Origin of the sequence: Achromobacter sp. PD1 (assembly GCF_048541815.1) — a bacterium.
Lineage (GTDB): Bacteria > Pseudomonadota > Gammaproteobacteria > Burkholderiales > Burkholderiaceae_B > Achromobacter > Achromobacter bronchisepticus_A.
Genome location: NZ_CP183349.1, coordinates 2,504,096 through 2,518,653, shown reverse-complemented (window position 1 = coordinate 2,518,653; position 14,558 = coordinate 2,504,096). Strand labels below are relative to the sequence as shown.

General features: G+C 67.9%; 13 protein-coding genes and 2 pseudogenes. 5 read left to right on the top strand and 10 right to left on the bottom strand.

All coding sequences use genetic code 11. The features are described from left to right. Positions 1–42 precede the first annotated feature (42 nt). The gene (locus tag ACM1PE_RS11850) at positions 43–1,473 is read left to right on the top strand and encodes a PLP-dependent aminotransferase family protein (protein WP_419343363.1); all 1,431 of its coding nucleotides are present in this window, start codon (positions 43–45) and stop codon (positions 1,471–1,473) included. On the opposite strand, the gene ACM1PE_RS11845 is transcribed toward ACM1PE_RS11850, so the two are convergent. The 3 genes and pseudogenes from ACM1PE_RS11845 to ACM1PE_RS11835 form a co-directional block, all read right to left on the bottom strand. Next, positions 1,470–1,949 carry a carboxymuconolactone decarboxylase family protein gene (locus tag ACM1PE_RS11845; protein ID WP_059376081.1) on the bottom strand — a complete coding sequence of 160 codons (480 nt, stop codon included), beginning with the start codon at positions 1,947–1,949 and terminating at the stop codon, positions 1,470–1,472. The two genes, ACM1PE_RS11850 and ACM1PE_RS11845, sit on opposite strands and share 4 nt — an antisense overlap. A 109-nt stretch (positions 1,950–2,058) precedes the next feature. Beyond that, positions 2,059–2,364: pseudogene (locus ACM1PE_RS11840) on the bottom strand (ATP-binding protein); the annotation flags it as partial. A 225-nt stretch (positions 2,365–2,589) separates the two neighbouring features. Next, a pseudogene (locus tag ACM1PE_RS11835) lies at positions 2,590–3,048 on the bottom strand (histidine kinase dimerization/phospho-acceptor domain-containing protein); the annotation flags it as partial. Between the two features lie 532 nt (positions 3,049–3,580). Here ACM1PE_RS11835 and chrA point away from each other — a divergent pair. Next, complete coding sequence (gene chrA / locus ACM1PE_RS11830; protein ID WP_419343361.1) at positions 3,581–4,831, top strand: chromate efflux transporter; 1,251 nt, start codon at positions 3,581–3,583, stop codon at positions 4,829–4,831. A gap of 34 nt (positions 4,832–4,865) precedes the next feature. Here chrA and ACM1PE_RS11825 read toward each other — a convergent pair whose 3' ends face one another. Continuing rightward, complete coding sequence (locus ACM1PE_RS11825; RefSeq protein ID WP_419343360.1) at positions 4,866–5,660, bottom strand: enoyl-CoA hydratase; 795 nt, start codon at positions 5,658–5,660, stop codon at positions 4,866–4,868. A gap of 53 nt (positions 5,661–5,713) precedes the next feature. Continuing rightward, complete coding sequence (locus ACM1PE_RS11820; RefSeq protein WP_419343359.1) at positions 5,714–6,913, bottom strand: multidrug effflux MFS transporter; 1,200 nt, start codon at positions 6,911–6,913, stop codon at positions 5,714–5,716. A 73-nt stretch (positions 6,914–6,986) separates the two neighbouring features. Here ACM1PE_RS11820 and ACM1PE_RS11815 point away from each other — a divergent pair, with 73 nt between their 5' ends. Further along, complete coding sequence (locus ACM1PE_RS11815) at positions 6,987–7,307, top strand: SelT/SelW/SelH family protein (RefSeq protein WP_059376089.1); 321 nt, start codon at positions 6,987–6,989, stop codon at positions 7,305–7,307. Between the two features lie 55 nt (positions 7,308–7,362). Here ACM1PE_RS11815 and ACM1PE_RS11810 read toward each other — a convergent pair whose 3' ends face one another. The 3 genes from ACM1PE_RS11810 to ACM1PE_RS11800 all read right to left on the bottom strand — a co-directional run bounded on the left by ACM1PE_RS11810 (position 7,363) and on the right by ACM1PE_RS11800 (position 10,125). Then, positions 7,363–8,889 (bottom strand): tripartite tricarboxylate transporter permease, encoded by a 1,527-nt coding sequence (locus ACM1PE_RS11810; protein WP_419343358.1) that lies wholly within the window; start codon positions 8,887–8,889, stop codon positions 7,363–7,365. A 3-nt stretch (positions 8,890–8,892) separates the two neighbouring features. Beyond that, complete coding sequence (locus ACM1PE_RS11805; RefSeq protein WP_059376093.1) at positions 8,893–9,363, bottom strand: tripartite tricarboxylate transporter TctB family protein; 471 nt, start codon at positions 9,361–9,363, stop codon at positions 8,893–8,895. Between the two features lie 249 nt (positions 9,364–9,612). Continuing rightward, positions 9,613–10,125, bottom strand: a complete 513-nt coding sequence (locus ACM1PE_RS11800; RefSeq protein WP_059376095.1) for a GFA family protein — start codon at positions 10,123–10,125, stop codon at positions 9,613–9,615. A gap of 381 nt (positions 10,126–10,506) precedes the next feature. Between ACM1PE_RS11800 and ACM1PE_RS11795 the strand changes: the two genes are divergently transcribed. Continuing rightward, positions 10,507–10,644, top strand: a complete 138-nt coding sequence (locus ACM1PE_RS11795; RefSeq protein ID WP_165867865.1) for a hypothetical protein — start codon at positions 10,507–10,509, stop codon at positions 10,642–10,644. 47 nt (positions 10,645–10,691) lie between these two features. Here the strand turns inward: ACM1PE_RS11795 and ACM1PE_RS11790 are convergent, their stop codons facing one another. Together ACM1PE_RS11790 and ACM1PE_RS11785 are read right to left on the bottom strand one after the other, a co-directional pair. After that, positions 10,692–12,242: a sensor domain-containing diguanylate cyclase gene (locus ACM1PE_RS11790; protein WP_419343356.1), complete on the bottom strand. Its 1,551-nt coding sequence runs from the start codon at positions 12,240–12,242 to the stop codon at positions 10,692–10,694. A 47-nt stretch (positions 12,243–12,289) separates the two neighbouring features. Next, positions 12,290–13,372, bottom strand: a complete 1,083-nt coding sequence (locus ACM1PE_RS11785) for a site-specific integrase (RefSeq protein WP_419343355.1) — start codon at positions 13,370–13,372, stop codon at positions 12,290–12,292. Between the two features lie 147 nt (positions 13,373–13,519). On the opposite strand from ACM1PE_RS11785, the gene ACM1PE_RS11780 reads away from it, so the two are divergent. Further along, positions 13,520–14,554, top strand: a complete 1,035-nt coding sequence (locus tag ACM1PE_RS11780) for a DNA-binding protein (protein ID WP_419343354.1) — start codon at positions 13,520–13,522, stop codon at positions 14,552–14,554. Positions 14,555–14,558 lie beyond the last annotated feature (4 nt).

The window sequence follows — 14,558 nt, the reverse complement described above, 5'->3', positions numbered from 1 at the left end:
GCCATAATTAGAAGGGCCATAAATTGAATTCTGGACTATGCCATGATCAGCCCGCAGCCACAGGACCCGCCGGCGCCGCCGGACGGCGCCGAGCCCCTGTACCGCCAAGTCTATGAGCGCTTTCGCGGCGCCATCGCGCAGGGCACGCTCAAGCCGGGCGACCGCATTCCGTCGGCGCGGGCGCTGGCCAAGGAAATGGGCGTGGCGCGCGGCACGGTGGAGGTCGCGTATTCGCTGCTGGCATCGGAAGGCTATATCCAGGCGCGCGGCCAGGCCGGCACGGTGGTGGCGCCCGACCTGCAGCCCCAGCACGCGCCGCCGCCCGCCGTGGCCATTCCGCCCGAGACGCCCGGCGACGGCCCGGGCTGGCGCGAGCCTTCGGGCTTGCGGCCGTTCCAGATGGGCCTGCCGGCGCTGGATGAATTTCCCCGCAAGCTCTGGGCCCGCCTGGGCGCGAGGCAGTTGCGCGGCCTGCAGGCCACGGACCTGGCCTATCCGCCCCATGGCGGCCTGCCGGCCCTGCGCGGCGCGACCGCCGCCTATCTGCAGGTGGCGCGCGGCATCCATTGCCAGCCCTCGCAGGTGTTCATCACGGCCGGCTACAACAGCACGATGGCGCTGATCCTGCAGACGCTGTTCGAAGCCGGCGACCAGGTCTGGATGGAAGATCCAGGCTATCCCCCGACCCGCGCGCTGCTGGAGCAGGCGCGCTTGAAACCCGTACCCGTGCCGGTGGACCAGGACGGCATCATGGTCGGCGCCGGCATCGAGCGGGCGGGACGGGCGCGCGGCGCGGTGGTGACGCCTGCCCATCAAAGCCCCTTGAGCATGTCCTTGTCATTGCCGCGCCGGCAGGCGCTGCTGGACTGGGCCGAGCGTTGCGGAGCCTGGATCGTGGAAGACGATTACGACGGCGAATACCGCTACGTCGGCCGCCCGCTGCCTGCCCTGAAGAGCCTGGATACGCAGGGGCGGGTGCTGTACGCGGGCACCTTCAGCAAGGTGCTGTTTCCCGGCCTGCGGTTGGCCTATCTGGTGGTGCCCGAGGCGCAGGCCGCGCGCTTCGCGCTATCGGCGCGCCTGCAGGCGGGCGCCGCGCCGGGCCTGACCCAGGCGATATTGAGCGCCTTCATGGCCGAAGGCCATTTCGCCCGCCACATCCAGCGCATGCGCAAGCTGTACGCGGAACGGCGCGCGGCGGCGGTGGCGGGCCTGCATGATGCGCTGGGGCAGCGCCTGCGGATCGAACCGCAGCCCGGCGGCATGCATCTGGTGGCGCGTCTGGAACCCGGCCAGAGCGACGTGGCGTTGGCCGGGCGGATGGAAGAGCAGGGCATGTATGCGGGCGCGCTGTCGCGCTGGTGCGCCGCGCCGCAGCCGCAATCCGCGCTGCTGCTCAGCTTCACCAATATTGCCACGCAGGCGCAGGCCCGCGAACTGGGCCTGCGCATATTGCAGCTGATGCAGCCTTAGTTCAGCCCGGCCTTGTCCAGGCCGTAGGCCGCATCGGCCGAACCCGGCACGGTGCGGAACGCCACGTTCAGCCGGTTCCAGCCGTTGATCCCGACCACCAGCAGGGTGAGGTCCGAGATCTCCTTCTCAGAAAGCTGCGCGCGCGCCTCGTCATAGACCGCATCCGATACGCCCTGCGCCGACAGGGTGGTGACCGCCTCGGTCCAGGCCAGCGCCGCGCGCTCGCGCGGCGAGAACAGCGTGGACTCGCGCCAGATGGCGATGTGATGCAGGCGCAGCTCGCGCTCGCCGGCGATGCGGGCCTGCTTGACGTGCATGTCCAGGCAGAAGCCGCAGCCGTTGATCTGCGAGGCGCGGATATCCACCAGTTCGCCGACCTCTTGCACGATGGGGGTCTTCTTCAGCGACATGCTGAATTCCAGGTACTTCCTGGACTGTTCCTCGGACACCTGGAAATAATTCAAACGCTGGCTCATGTTCCTACCTTTTCGATGCGTGTTGCCGAGCAGAATCTCGTGCTGACAGGATGCCGCGGCTTGGCCCAGGAAGGTAGTGCCATAAATGCAGTTTTCGCCTGGGCCATGCTCAGGCCGGCCAGCGCAGCACGAAGCGGGCGCCGCCCAGGGGGCTGTCGTGGATTTCGATGCCGCCGCCGTGGCTGGCGGCTACCCGCCAGACGATGGCCAGGCCCAGGCCGGCGCCGCCGGTGCCGCGGTCCCGGCTTTCGTCCAGGCGGATGAAGGGTTCGAACACCCGCGCGCGGTCGGCCGGCGCGATGCCGCCGCCATCGTCGTCCACGATCAGCTCGAAGCCGCCCGCCGGACACTGGGTGAGCTTGACCTCCACGTGACGGCTGGCATAGCGCACCGCGTTTTGCACCAGGTTCAGCAAGGCCCGGCTCATGTAGCGCGGATGCAGCCGCACGCGCGGCGGGTAGTCGCGATGCACATGGCACTGGATCGCACGCGCCTCGGCCTGGTGCGCCACCTGGGCCAGCGCTTCGCCCAGCCAGTCGCAGGTGTCCACGGTTTCCAGCCTGACGGAGTCGTCGCTGGGACGCTCCAGCCGCGCATAGACCAGCAGTTCGGCCACCAGCGTTTCCAGTTCGCAGATGTCGGCCTGCATGTCGCGCAGTATCTGATTCCGCTTGGGCTGGTGCTGGTCCTGGCCCAGCAGGGCGACCTCGAAGGACAGGCGCGCCAGCGGCGTGCGCAATTCGTGCGAGACCGCGTTGGTCAGGCTGCGCTGGTTTTCGACCAGCGCCGAAATGCGCTCGGCCATCTGATTGAAGCTCTCGCCCACGTGCCGCATGCCGGCCAGCCGCGACAGCCGCACCCGCACGCCGAGTTCGCCCTGGCCCATGCGCAGCGTGGCGTTGCGCAGCCGGTCCAGATCACGCCACAGGGGCAGCGCCCAGAGCAGCAGCAGGATGATCCCGACGATCAGGCTTAGCGCGGCCCATACGCCGACGGTGACCCACCGTTCCAGCACCGGCGCGCGCGGCAGGCGGACTTCCAGCCACTGTCTGGGCTCGCCGGACAATGGGACGAGGTAAACGTTGTACTCGTCGCGCATGATCATGCCGAGCGCGGCCAGTTGCCGCTGCTCCGCTTCGCTGGGCGTGACCTTCTCGTCGGAGAGCAGGCTCAGGCCCAGTCCATAGAGCGGCTGGATGTCGTCGCGCAGGTGTTCGGCGCGCGCAACCGGGGCAATGCCATCGAGTTCCTTGCGCAGCACATGCATCTGTCCCCGGACGGCCTGGTACGACAGATCCGCGCTGACCGAATCCAGCAGATACATCAGGCTGCGTTCCACCAATTGCGACCCCGCGACATAACCGATGGCGGCGACGACAAAGATGCGGATCGCGAACTTGAACATGTGGGATACGGCCGGATGAGGACTCGCGATGCTAGAGGCATACCGCCGGGCAGTCCGCCGATATTTGTACGGTATTTGTAAAGTTGTTTGTAGCGGCTGCGCGGGCGAGGTAAACCCGCCATATGGCCCGGCCCGTTCAGGCGGTTGAATCTGCCGCGGCGCCCGGCTATAAGCATGGGGCGGGGGCAGGACCCTCATGCCCCGCCTGCCGATGAAGCCGAATCCCATGCCGCCGCTGCCCCCCCACCAAGACGAACATGTCGCCAGCAAGCCCGCCACCGCCACGCGCGAGCAGCCCGGCCAGGGCTCCTGTCTGGAAGTCTTCCTGGTTTTCCTGCGCCTGGGGCTGACGTCGTTCGGCGGGCCGGTGGCGCATCTGGCGTACTTCCGCACGGAATTCGTGGAGCGCCGGCGCTGGCTGGACGACTACGCGTATTCCGACCTGGTGGCGCTGTGCCAGTTCCTGCCGGGGCCGGCCAGCAGCCAGGTCGGCATGGCGATAGGCCTGAAGCGCGCCGGATGGGCCGGCATGCTGGCGGCCTGGGTGGCGTTCACGCTGCCCACGGCGATCGCGCTGATTCTCTTCGCGCTGGGCCTGGCGCAGTTCGGCTGGCTGTCCGCGTCGGGCGCCATCCATGGGCTGAAGATCGCGGCGGTGGCCATCATCGCGCAGGCGGTCTGGGGCATGGGCCGCTCGCTCTGTCCCGACCGCGAGCGGGCGGGGCTGGCGGTGGCTGCGGCGCTCATCACCATCCTGATGCCGACGACCCTGGGGCAATTGAGCGCGATCCTGCTGGGCGCCATCGCCGGCATGGCCGCGCTGCAGGTACCGCCGCGTCCGGCCCTGGCGGTGCAGCCGCTGAAGATCTCGCGCCGCGCCGGATACACGGCATTGGCGCTATTCGTGCTGCTGTTGGCGGCCTTGCCGGCTTGGGCGGCGATCAGCGGCATGCCGCTGGCGCAGCAGCTCTCGGGCTTCTTCCGCGCGGGCGCGCTGGTGTTTGGCGGCGGCCACGTGGTGCTGCCCTTGCTGGAATCCGCCTCGGTGGCGGGCGGCATGGTTTCCAACGCCGATTTCCTGGCAGGCTACGGCGCGGCGCAAGCCATGCCGGGGCCGCTATTCGCTTTTGCCGCCTTCCTGGGCGCGATGTCGTCCGGTCCCTTGTCGGGCTGGGCTGGCGGACTGGTGTTGCTGGCGGCCATCTTCCTGCCAGGCGCCTTGCTGGTGGCGGCTGCGCTGCCGTTCTGGGAAAGCCTGCGGCGGCGCGCGGGCGTGCGCAACCTGATCGCGGGCGTGAACGCGAGCGTCGTGGGCATCCTGCTGTCGGCGCTGTACGACCCGGTCTGGATCAGCGCCATCCGCGACCGCGCGGACTTCGGGCTGGCCTTGCTGCTGTTCGGCCTGCTGGTCTATGCGCGCTGGTCGCCCGTCTGGGTGGTGCTGCTGGCCGCGGCCGGCGGCTGGGCGTTGGCCTAGCGCAGCCGCCCCAAGACAACCCCGCGGCGTTGAATCAGGACTGCCAGCGCGGCGGGCGTTTTTGCAGGAAGGCGTCTATGCCTTCGCAGGCGTCGGCTTCCATCATGTTGCGCGCCATCACGTCGCCCGCGTAGTCATAGGCATCCGCCAGCGCCATCTGCCGCTGCTTGTAGAACATGCGCTTGCCGTAACGGATGGCCGTGGGACTCTTGGCCAGGATGTCGTCGACCAGCGCGCGCACGCGCTGGTCCAGCTGCGCCTCGGGCACCGCGTCGTTGATCAGGCCCCAATCCCTGGCCTGGCCGGCATCGATGAAGCGCGCCGTCACCAGCATTTCAAAGGCGCGCTTGGCCGATACGTTGCGGCTGAGCGCGACGGCGGGCGTGGAGCAGAACAGGCCGACGTTGATGCCGGATACCGCGAACTTCGCCGTGTCGGCCGCCACGGCCAGGTCGCAGCTGGCCACCAGCTGGCAGCCTGCCGCGGTGGCGATGCCGTGCACCTTGGCGATCACCGGCACCGGCAAGGCCTGCAAACCCTGCATCACGGCGCTGCATTTCCTGAAGAGGTCGCGGTAGTAATCCAGCGATGGCTGGCTGCGCATTTCGCGCAGGTCGTGGCCGGCGCAGAACGCCCGGCCGCTGGATTCGAGCACCACGCAGCGCACGCCGGCATCGCGCGACAGCGCGTCGATCTCCGCTTGCAGCGCGGCCAGCAGGCCTTCGGACAGCGCGTTGAACTGCCCGGGGCGGTTCAGGCGCAGCGTCACCACGCCGTCTTCGGCGTGGCGCGCCAGGATCGGCTCTTGCGTCGCTGCTTCGTTGTTCATGTCGTCTCCAGGGTGGGCCATCCCTGGATAGTAGAGGCATACGCCGATCGGCGTCAGCCCGCCGCCAGACGCCGCGCCATGCCCGGCGACAGGCACAGCAGCGGCCCGACGATGACCGCGCCGATCAGCGCCATCGCCGCTTGCGGCGCCATGCCGCTGTCCAGCAGGAGGGTGGCGATGACGGCCGATCCGCTCATCTGGAACAGGCCATAGACCGCGGCCGCGGTGCCGGCGCGCTCGGCGAAGGGCTCCAGCGCCAGGCTCAGCCCGGACCCCAGCGCCAGCGAAAAGCCCACGGTCAACACCGCCACCGGCAACATGAAGACCCAGGCCGACAGGGGCAGCCACAGCCACGCGGCCAGGTGCATGGCGGCGGCCGCAAGCAGGGCGGCCATGCCCACGCGCACCATGGTGTGGCGGCCAAAGCGCGCGATGAAGGCAGGGGCCAGGAAGAAGGCGCCGATATTGATCGCCGCGTTGCCGCCGAACCAGGCGGAGAAGCCCAGTTCGGAATAGCCCAGTTGCTGCACCAGCACTACCGGCGCGGCGGACACGAACACCAGGATCATCGCCATGCCGGCCATGCCGAACGCCGCGAAATACAGAAAGCGTCCGCTGGCCGCGATCGGCGCATAGCGGCGCAGGCTGTAGAGCGCGCCGTGGGGCTTGGGCGGCGCTGCGCGGGTTTCCTCGAAGCGGATCGCCAGGAATCCCGCAAGGGTCAAGGCGAACAGCACCATGAAGACGAAGGTGCTGCGCCAGCCCGCGTGCACGGCCAGCGCGCCGCCCACCATGGGCGCCAGCGCAGGCACGGTGCACAAGGCGCCGTTCAAATAGCTGTAGACGCGCGCGCCGACCGCGGGGCTGAAGCAATCACGGACCGCGGCAAAGGCGACCAGCGAGGCCGAGCACGCGCCCAGCCCCTGGATCACGCGGGCAACATAGAACACGTCCAGCGACGTGGCCGCGGCGCCCAGCGCCGAGCCCAGCAGATAGGCCAGCGCGCCGCCCAGCGCCACGGGCCGCCGGCCATAGCGGTCGGCCAGCGGACCGATCAGCACCTGGCCCACGCCCACGGCGAAGATGAAGAGGGTGATGCTGGCTTGCAGCGCGGAGACTGGCTGGCCGTAATCCTGCGCCATGACGGGCAAGGAGGGCAGGTAGATATCGATGCCCATGGGCGTAAGCGTGACCAGTCCCATCAGGAGACCGATCAGCCAGCGTTGGCCGCGAGGGGATAATGCAGACTTCATGGCAGGCTCGGGGTCCATTGCGGACCCGGGAAAACCCGATATTATCCATGAACCGGCGTAGAATCTCCCAGCTATGAACACACCCGCCCTGCGTCCCCGCATCGTCATCCATTACTGCACGCAGTGCCAGTGGCTGCTGCGCGCCGGCTGGATGGCCCAGGAACTCCTGTCCACGTTTTCGACCGATCTGGGCGAGGTCGTGCTGCAGCCTGGCACCGGCGGGATCTTCCAGGTCACCTACAACGGCGACCTGATCTGGGACCGCAAGAGCGATGGCGGCTTCCCCTCGGCCAAGGAACTGAAGCAGCGCGTGCGCGACCGCCTCGATCCCGGCCGCACGCTGGGCCATATCGACGGCCACTCCGCCGGCCCGCTGGCCGCGCCCGACGCCTGAAGCGCATGCGGACCGGCCCCGCAAGAGCCGGCCCGTTGCCACGCAGCGGCAGGCTTCAGGCGGAAGACTCCGCTTGCGCCAGGCCCGCGCGCTGCTTGCGTTGGCGCATGGCCGACACCACCAGCAGCGTAATCAAGCCCACGCACGCCACCACGAAGCCCAGGCTGATGGGCCGCGAGACGAAGATCGTCAGGTCGCCGCGCGACAGCAGCAGGGCGCGGCGGAAGTTCTCTTCCACCATGGGGCCGAGCACAAAGCCCAGCAACAGCGGCGCGGGTTCGAAGCGCATGCGGATCAGCGCATAGCCCGCAGCGCCGAACAAGGTCACCATGGCCACGTCGAACAGATTGTTGTTGGTGCTGTAGACGCCCACGCAGACAAAGAACAGCGCCGCCGGGAACAGGTAGCGGAAAGGCACCGTCAGGAGCCGCACCCACATGCCGATGAGCGGCAGGTTCAAGAGCAGCAACAGCACGTTGCCCACCCAGAAGCTGGCGATCAGCCCCCAGAACATGTCGGCGTGCTCCACCATCATCTGGGGTCCCGGCTGGATGCCGTGGATGATCAGCGCGCCCAGCATCAGCGCCATCACCGGATCGCCGGGGATGCCCAGGCTCATGGTGGGAATGAAGCTGGTCTGGGTCGACGCGCTGGTGGCCGCTTCCGGTCCGGCGATGCCTTCGATGGCGCCGCGGCCGAAGCGGCGCGGCTCGCGCGCCACCTTCTTTTCCGTCGCATACGAAATGAACGAGGCGATGGTGGGACCGGTGCCGGGCAGGATGCCAAAAGCCGCGCCGATGGCCGTGCCGCGCACCAGCGCGCCGCGCGACTGCTTGATGTCGCCGGCCTCGGGCCGCATCGACTTCATGCTGATCTTGGCGGTGGTCACCTTGGCGTCGCCGCCGATGCGGTTGATGTTCTTCAGGAAGTCCGCCACGCCGAACAGACCCATGGCCAGCGCCACGATCTGCAGGCCGTCGGACAGCTCCAGGATGCCGAAGTGAAAGCGCATCGTGCCGGTGTTGACGTCGGTGCCCACCACGCCCAGCAGCAGACCCACCACCACCATCGCCACGCCCTTGATCGCCGATCCCTTGGCCAAGGTGGCGCCGGCCAGCAGGCCCAGCATCATCATGGAGAAGTACTCGGCGGGGCCGAACTTGAAGGCCACGTCCACCAGCATAGGGGAGAACAGGATCATCGCCAGAATGCCGACCGACGCGCCGCAGAACGACGAGAACATCAGCATGAACAGCGCCGAGCCAGCCTTGCCGTTGCGCGCCAGCGGATTGCCGTCCAGGCAGGCCACCGCGTGCGACGCGGTGCCGGGCAGGTTCAGCATGATGGAGGTAATCCCGCCGCCGTACTGCGACCCGTAGTAGATGCCCGACAGCATCACCAGCGCCGCCGTGGGCGTCATGGTGTAGGTCAGCGGCAGCAGGATGGAGATCGCGGCCAGCACGCCCATGCCCGGCAGCACGCCGATAAGGTTGCCCATGAACACGCCGAATACGGCCCACATGAGGTTGTCCAGCGCGAAGGCGACGGAGAACCCGTGCATCAGGTTGTTGAAGATTTCCATCGATCAGCCCCAGCGGAACAGCGGAAACTGCAGTTGCAGCGCCCAGGAGAAAACGGCGACGCCCAGCACGGTTACGCCGGCGGCCAGCAGCGCCGCGCTGCGCGGCGTGTGCTGGCGGTCGCCCATCGCGGAAATGAAGACCAGCGCAAAGGTCGCGGGCACCAGGCCGCCATACTTGCCCAGCAGGATGAAGGTCATCAGTCCGCCGATGATGCAGCCCCAGCCGCGCCAATCGGGCGGGGGCTCGTCTTCGGCGTCCTCATCGGGTGCCGCGGGCGCCGCCGCCATGCGCGCGATCATCAGGCCCAACAGCACCAGCAGCACGCCCAGGATCGCGGGGAACATCCCCGGTCCCATGCGCGCCAGGCTGCCGATGTTGTAGGTGGATGCCTGCGCGATGGCGCCCAGGCCCAGCACGATCATCGTGCCGGCTGCCCAGACCTCGCGCCGCGCGGCGCTGCGTTTGGATTGCATCTGTAGTCCTCCCGTTGTTGTGCTTTTGCCTGACTACGTTCTGAACAAAAGCTGACTTTTGAATGAACGCGGAAGTCTAGGAATTCAAACTTCCGTTCACCTTTCAGGCGCACGGGCAATGCGCCAAACAGGCGTTTTTTCGGCAAAAACGGGGGAAATCCCTAAGCCCGCGAGAATGGCGGGCAGGGCCGATGCGCTGCGCGCAAGCGTTTGTTGCGGCTATGCGCCGCGCGCCGCGGCGGCGGGTTCTCAGCCCTTGGGCGTCCAGGGCTTGCGCGGGCTGCCGGCCAACGCGACGTCCAGGCGCTGCCTGGCGGCCAGGGGCCAACAGGCGTCCATGTCGTAGAACGCTTCGGCCGCCGGCACGTCGTCCGGTATGCCCACCCATGGGTGCCTGGAACGCACGAAGCAATGCGCGCCAGGCGGGAAGTCGGCGGCGCGGTCCAGCGTGCCCGCGTAGATCAGCGCCACCGTTTCGCCGTAACCCGGGTGATGGCTCCACAGCAGGCCGAGGCAGGCCGCGCAACGCACGACCACGACGGTCTCGCCATCATTGGCGTTCTTGTCCGCGGGATGGCGGCGCACCTCGCCGCGCAGGCGCTGCACGCGGTCGGATTCGATCACCGCGTTCATCGCAAAGGCGGTGCCGGAGTGCCGTTGGCACACGGTGCAATGGCAGCAATGGACAAACATGGGCGGGCTGGCGAGGCGGTAGCGGACCGCGCCGCAATCGCAGCCGCCTTCGATGGGAGCCTGAGTCACGATGCGTCTCCTGGGAAGGTGCGCATCCAGTGTATTGAGGCCGCTGGCCGCCGGGCAGTGGCGATCGCGTCACGCTGCGGGGGGATTTGCGTCAACGTCACCAGGGCAGGGCGGCGGGACTGGTATCGCGGCCGCCGGCGATGCTATTGCTTTTGCAGGCAATATGATGCTAAAATACATCAACTTTCGGCAAAATTACAATAAACCAAGCGCCGAAAAAGTCGCTGGCGGCCGCGGCCGCCATTTTCGTTTGCGTTGCCTGCGCGCATGCCCCCCGCGCCCCGATGGCATCCATTGGAAACAGCATCCATGGCACGCACGAATCTCATGCATTGCGCTTTGCGCGGGGGAAAGCCATGCGTCCTGAACAGGAGAACGTTCATGTCTCATCAACTCGTTGGCAAGAAGTGGCAATTCGAGATTCCTCCCCTGGACTGGAAGGCGCCCGAGACCAATAAGGACGCGGACATCAAGACCGTTGCCGCGGACGCCGATGCCGCCGAAGACCAGGACGCCTGACCGGGCGTTGCCACAACCCTGAAATAGCCGCCGGGCGGGCAGGGGCGTCAGCCCGCGTGCGTCACCACGCGATTGCGCCCCTGCTGCTTGGCCGCGTACAGCGCGGCATCGGCCGCCTGAAAAACCGGCTCCACATCCGCGCCGCCCGCCGGCCAGTGCGCCACGCCGGCTGACACCGTGATTTCCGGGGCGCCGCTCAAGCGGCGCATCTCCGTCGCCTTGCGCAGGCGCTCGGCCATGCCCGAGGCCTCCCTGGGACCCGCCGTGGGCAGCAGGATCAGGAACTCCTCGCCGCCGTTGCGGCAGAGTATGTCGGTCGGGCGCGAACAGTCGCGCATCAACTGCGCCATTCCCTGTATCACTTCATCGCCCGCCGTATGGCCGTAGGTGTCATTGACCCGCTTGAAATGGTCGATGTCCAAGGCGATCACGGCAAAGGGCGTGTCGGCCGCCTGCAGCGCGTCCACCGCCTGCCGCATGCCGCGGCGGTTGCGCAGCCCGGTCAGCGGATCGGTGATGCTGGCCTGATTGAGCTGGCCGATCTTGTCCTGCAGGTTGGTGTAGCTGCGGATCACTGCGCGCTTGAGGCGCTGCGCCTCGAAATACCACGCTTTCACCGAGCGCACCCGCTGCATGGCCACCGCCATGTCATGGTGCTCGACGTTGGTCGCCAGTTGCGATAGCGGCTGCGAAATCTTGCGCGCGCACCACCAGATGGCCAGCAGGAACAGCAGCGCGAAGGGCGCCGCATAGCGGATCAGCGCCCAGATGAGATCGTGCAAGGGCTCCAGCGTGGCCAGCGCGGGGCGCTGCGCGATCACGCCCCAGCCGCTGCGCGAAACATGGGCGTAGCCGGCCAGCATGTCCACCCCGCGCGTGTTGATCAGGCGCTGCGCGCCGTCTTCGCCGCGCATCACCGCGGCCACCACGGGATTGCCGGTGACGTCCTCGCCAACGCGCCCGCTCTCGGCGTGATAGATCAGCCGCCCCTCGTGATCCACCACGTACAGATAGGAGCCGTCCTGATACGGATGCTTGCCCAGCAGGTTGTGCAGGGCGCCTTCGTTGCGCAGGTAGATCGTGCCAGAGACATAGCCCAGGTAGACGCCGCTCTCCGAATGAATGGGATACGAGACGTTGATCAACAGGTTGCCGGCGACCGATACATAGGGCTTGCTGATCAGGGGCTTGCGCGTTTGCAGCGCCATGCGGCTGGCGGCGTTGTCGACCCGCGTTCCCTGGAAGCTGCGGATGGCCTGGCTGGCCGCCACCATGACGCCGTCGGCGCGGATGATGGCGACCGAGTTGAAGCTGTCCGTCTGCTCCCGCAGGCGCGCGACTTCCGCGTTCAGGACCTCCGGCGCATCGAAGCGCCAGGCGACATGGCGGGCGCTGTACTCCAGTTGCTGCAGGGCCGATTCCAGGAAAGTGCCCGCGCTCTCGGCCAGCTTGGCGGCATACACCCGGTTGGATTCCAGCGTATTGGCGATGAGCTGTTCGCGCTGCACCCGATAACTGGCATACAGGGCGTTGGCGGTGGCGGCGAGGGCGCTGCATACGGTAAGCGCAAGCACCAGCCCGCGTAGGTTGATTCGCATGAAGATCGTGTCGGGCAGGATTCGGGTTGCGGCGAGTGCGCGGGATTTTACCCGCGCGGGGCGTCCGGCTCGTCCAACAGCCGGGCCGCTGGCGATTCGGCCGCCGCCCCGGCGCGGAAGTACCCCATGACGGTGGCCACGCTGGCGTGTCCGGTCATGGCCATGGTGTCGCCCAGCGGCACGTTCCGCCGTCCGGCCTCGGTCACGAATCCGGATCGCAGGCTGTGCGCCGAAAACTCGCCTTCCAGGCCGGCCAGCTTGCAGCGTTCCAGCACGATGTCCCGCACCGCGGCCGCGGCCAGCGGCTCACCCAGCACGTCGCCGCGCCGCACGCGCCGGAACAGCGGACCTTGCGTGATGCCGCTGGCGCGCAGCCAGGCATCGAGCGCCTGCGCAGCCACGCCCACGATGGGCTTCTGGTCGTTGGCGCGGTGGGCGCCCGCCTGGTTGGTCTTGGAATACGCCAGCGCGTACAGAAAGCCCTCGGCCGTGCGCCGCGTGTTTTCCATCGTGGCGTGCACGACTTCGGAGCGCCTGCGCCCGCCGCTGGCCCAGGCGAACAGCAGCAGGGCGCGATCGCGCAGCCCGCGCAGCGAGCCGTCGCAGGTGGCCAGCATGGCCTCCAGCGGTTCGCGCGTCAGCGCCACCTTCTTGGCGGGCGCGACGCCGCGCCGGGCGTAGGCGCGCCGCGTCCTGGCAAGCAGTTCGCGCACCGCGGCCGCGCGGCAGGGGTTGGGGTGGCCTTGAAGTTCGTGCGCCTTGGACAGCACGGAGATGCGCTGCAGCAGCGTGTTGAGGCTGGGCGCTCCCAGCCTGCCTTTGGCTTTGAGCCGGACCAGCTCCTGGTCCAACGCCAGCGGCAATTCCCATTTCAGGCCTTGCTCGGTGGACCGCTGGGCATGGTCGACCACGAACTGGACCACGGCGGCTTCCGGCAAGGGCAGGGCAAAAGGACGGGCGTAGCGCAGTTCGAACCAGGCGCTCCAGTAGCGGATGGCGGCGCGGTAGCTGGCGACCGTGTTGGCCGAACTGCCTTCGCGCATCAAGGCGCGGGCGGCAGCGTCGGCCTGGGCGTCCAGGGTCAGCGGGTCCAGAGCGGGAAGCGGCGCCTGCGTTTTCAGCTGTGTCATGTTGAAAAGGGTGGGGAAAATCATATTTCATACATATTATTATGTATGCTGTATGATATCTAACATTAATATCAATTTACTCACGATAAGGTTCCATTATCGCGAGTAATTATCCTACAGTTGCCGAATCCGGCACGGAGCACGCGCATGGCCACCGGAATTACCGAAACTGACGTCTGGACCGCCGCCGACGCCTTGCTGCTGGAGGGCGCGCGGCCCACCATCGAACGGGTGCGGCAGAAGATCGGCCGGGGTTCGCCCAACACCGTCAGCCCCTATCTCGAAACCTGGTTCCGTTCGCTGGGCGCGCGCATCAAGGACCCGGGCGCGTTCGCGGCGCCCGCGGCCGTACCCGACCCGGTAGCGCAGGCGGCCTCGCACTTCTGGGAAGCCGCCTTGGCCGAGGCCCGCGCGCAGCAGGAACAGGCCTATCGCGGTCGCTGGGAAGAACTGGCGCGGGAAGGGGAGCAGCTCGCCTCCGACGCCGAACAGCTGCAGCAGCGCGAAGCCCAGCTTGCGCATCGCGAACAGGATCTGCAGGAAGCCCTGAGGGTGGCCACTTCCCAATTGGCCGCCGCCGAAGACCGGCTGCTGGCGGCCGAACAGCAGTTGCGCCAACGCGATGAACTGCTCAGGCGCAACCAGCTGCAGCTGGAAGACGCACGCGGCGCCACGCAGGCGGCGCAGGCGGAAAGCGAAAAGATCCGCACCCAGCATGCCCAGGCGCTCGACGCGCTGGAAACCCGGCACACTGCCCACGAGCGCCGCTGGCTGAACGAACTGGACAGCGAGCGCGGCGCCGTCAAACGCTTGCAGACCCGGCTGGACGAGGCGCAGGCCGCCAGCCAGCAGCAGGCGGCGCAGGCGCGCAAGGCGCTGGAGCAGGAACAGGAGCTGCGCCGCCAGGCCGAACATAAGGCGCAGGCTGCGGGCGGCGAGACCCAGGCCCTGCAAGCGCGCCAGCAAGCCGATCAGGCCGCGGCCAGCGCGGCGCGGGCGGCAGCGCGTGAACGCGAAATGGCGCTGGAATTCCGGCTGGCGGCGGCCGAGCAACGCGCGTCCGACTACCTCGCGCAGTTGAAAGGGAAGGATGAGCAACTGGGCGAACTGACCCGGCATCTGCTGGCGCAAGTCCAGCGGCAGGATCCGGGGCAGGCGCGGCCGGAGCATCCCGGGTCCTAGCGCC

What these genes read in the sequence shown, in the direction of transcription:
- ACM1PE_RS11850 (WP_419343363.1), top strand. Translation starts at nt 43, where the DNA reads ATGATCAGCCCGCAGCCACAGGACCCGCCGGCGCCGCCGGACGGCGCC.
- ACM1PE_RS11845 (WP_059376081.1), bottom strand. Translation starts at nt 1,949, where the DNA reads ATGAGCCAGCGTTTGAATTATTTCCAGGTGTCCGAGGAACAGTCCAGG.
- chrA (WP_419343361.1), top strand. Translation starts at nt 3,581, where the DNA reads ATGCCGCCGCTGCCCCCCCACCAAGACGAACATGTCGCCAGCAAGCCC.
- ACM1PE_RS11825 (WP_419343360.1), bottom strand. Translation starts at nt 5,660, where the DNA reads ATGAACAACGAAGCAGCGACGCAAGAGCCGATCCTGGCGCGCCACGCC.
- ACM1PE_RS11820 (WP_419343359.1), bottom strand. Translation starts at nt 6,913, where the DNA reads ATGAAGTCTGCATTATCCCCTCGCGGCCAACGCTGGCTGATCGGTCTC.
- ACM1PE_RS11815 (WP_059376089.1), top strand. Translation starts at nt 6,987, where the DNA reads ATGAACACACCCGCCCTGCGTCCCCGCATCGTCATCCATTACTGCACG.
- ACM1PE_RS11810 (WP_419343358.1), bottom strand. Translation starts at nt 8,889, where the DNA reads ATGGAAATCTTCAACAACCTGATGCACGGGTTCTCCGTCGCCTTCGCG.
- ACM1PE_RS11805 (WP_059376093.1), bottom strand. Translation starts at nt 9,363, where the DNA reads ATGCAATCCAAACGCAGCGCCGCGCGGCGCGAGGTCTGGGCAGCCGGC.
- ACM1PE_RS11795 (WP_165867865.1), top strand. Translation starts at nt 10,507, where the DNA reads ATGTCTCATCAACTCGTTGGCAAGAAGTGGCAATTCGAGATTCCTCCC.
- ACM1PE_RS11790 (WP_419343356.1), bottom strand. Translation starts at nt 12,242, where the DNA reads ATGCGAATCAACCTACGCGGGCTGGTGCTTGCGCTTACCGTATGCAGC.
- ACM1PE_RS11785 (WP_419343355.1), bottom strand. Translation starts at nt 13,372, where the DNA reads ATGACACAGCTGAAAACGCAGGCGCCGCTTCCCGCTCTGGACCCGCTG.
- ACM1PE_RS11780 (WP_419343354.1), top strand. Translation starts at nt 13,520, where the DNA reads ATGGCCACCGGAATTACCGAAACTGACGTCTGGACCGCCGCCGACGCC.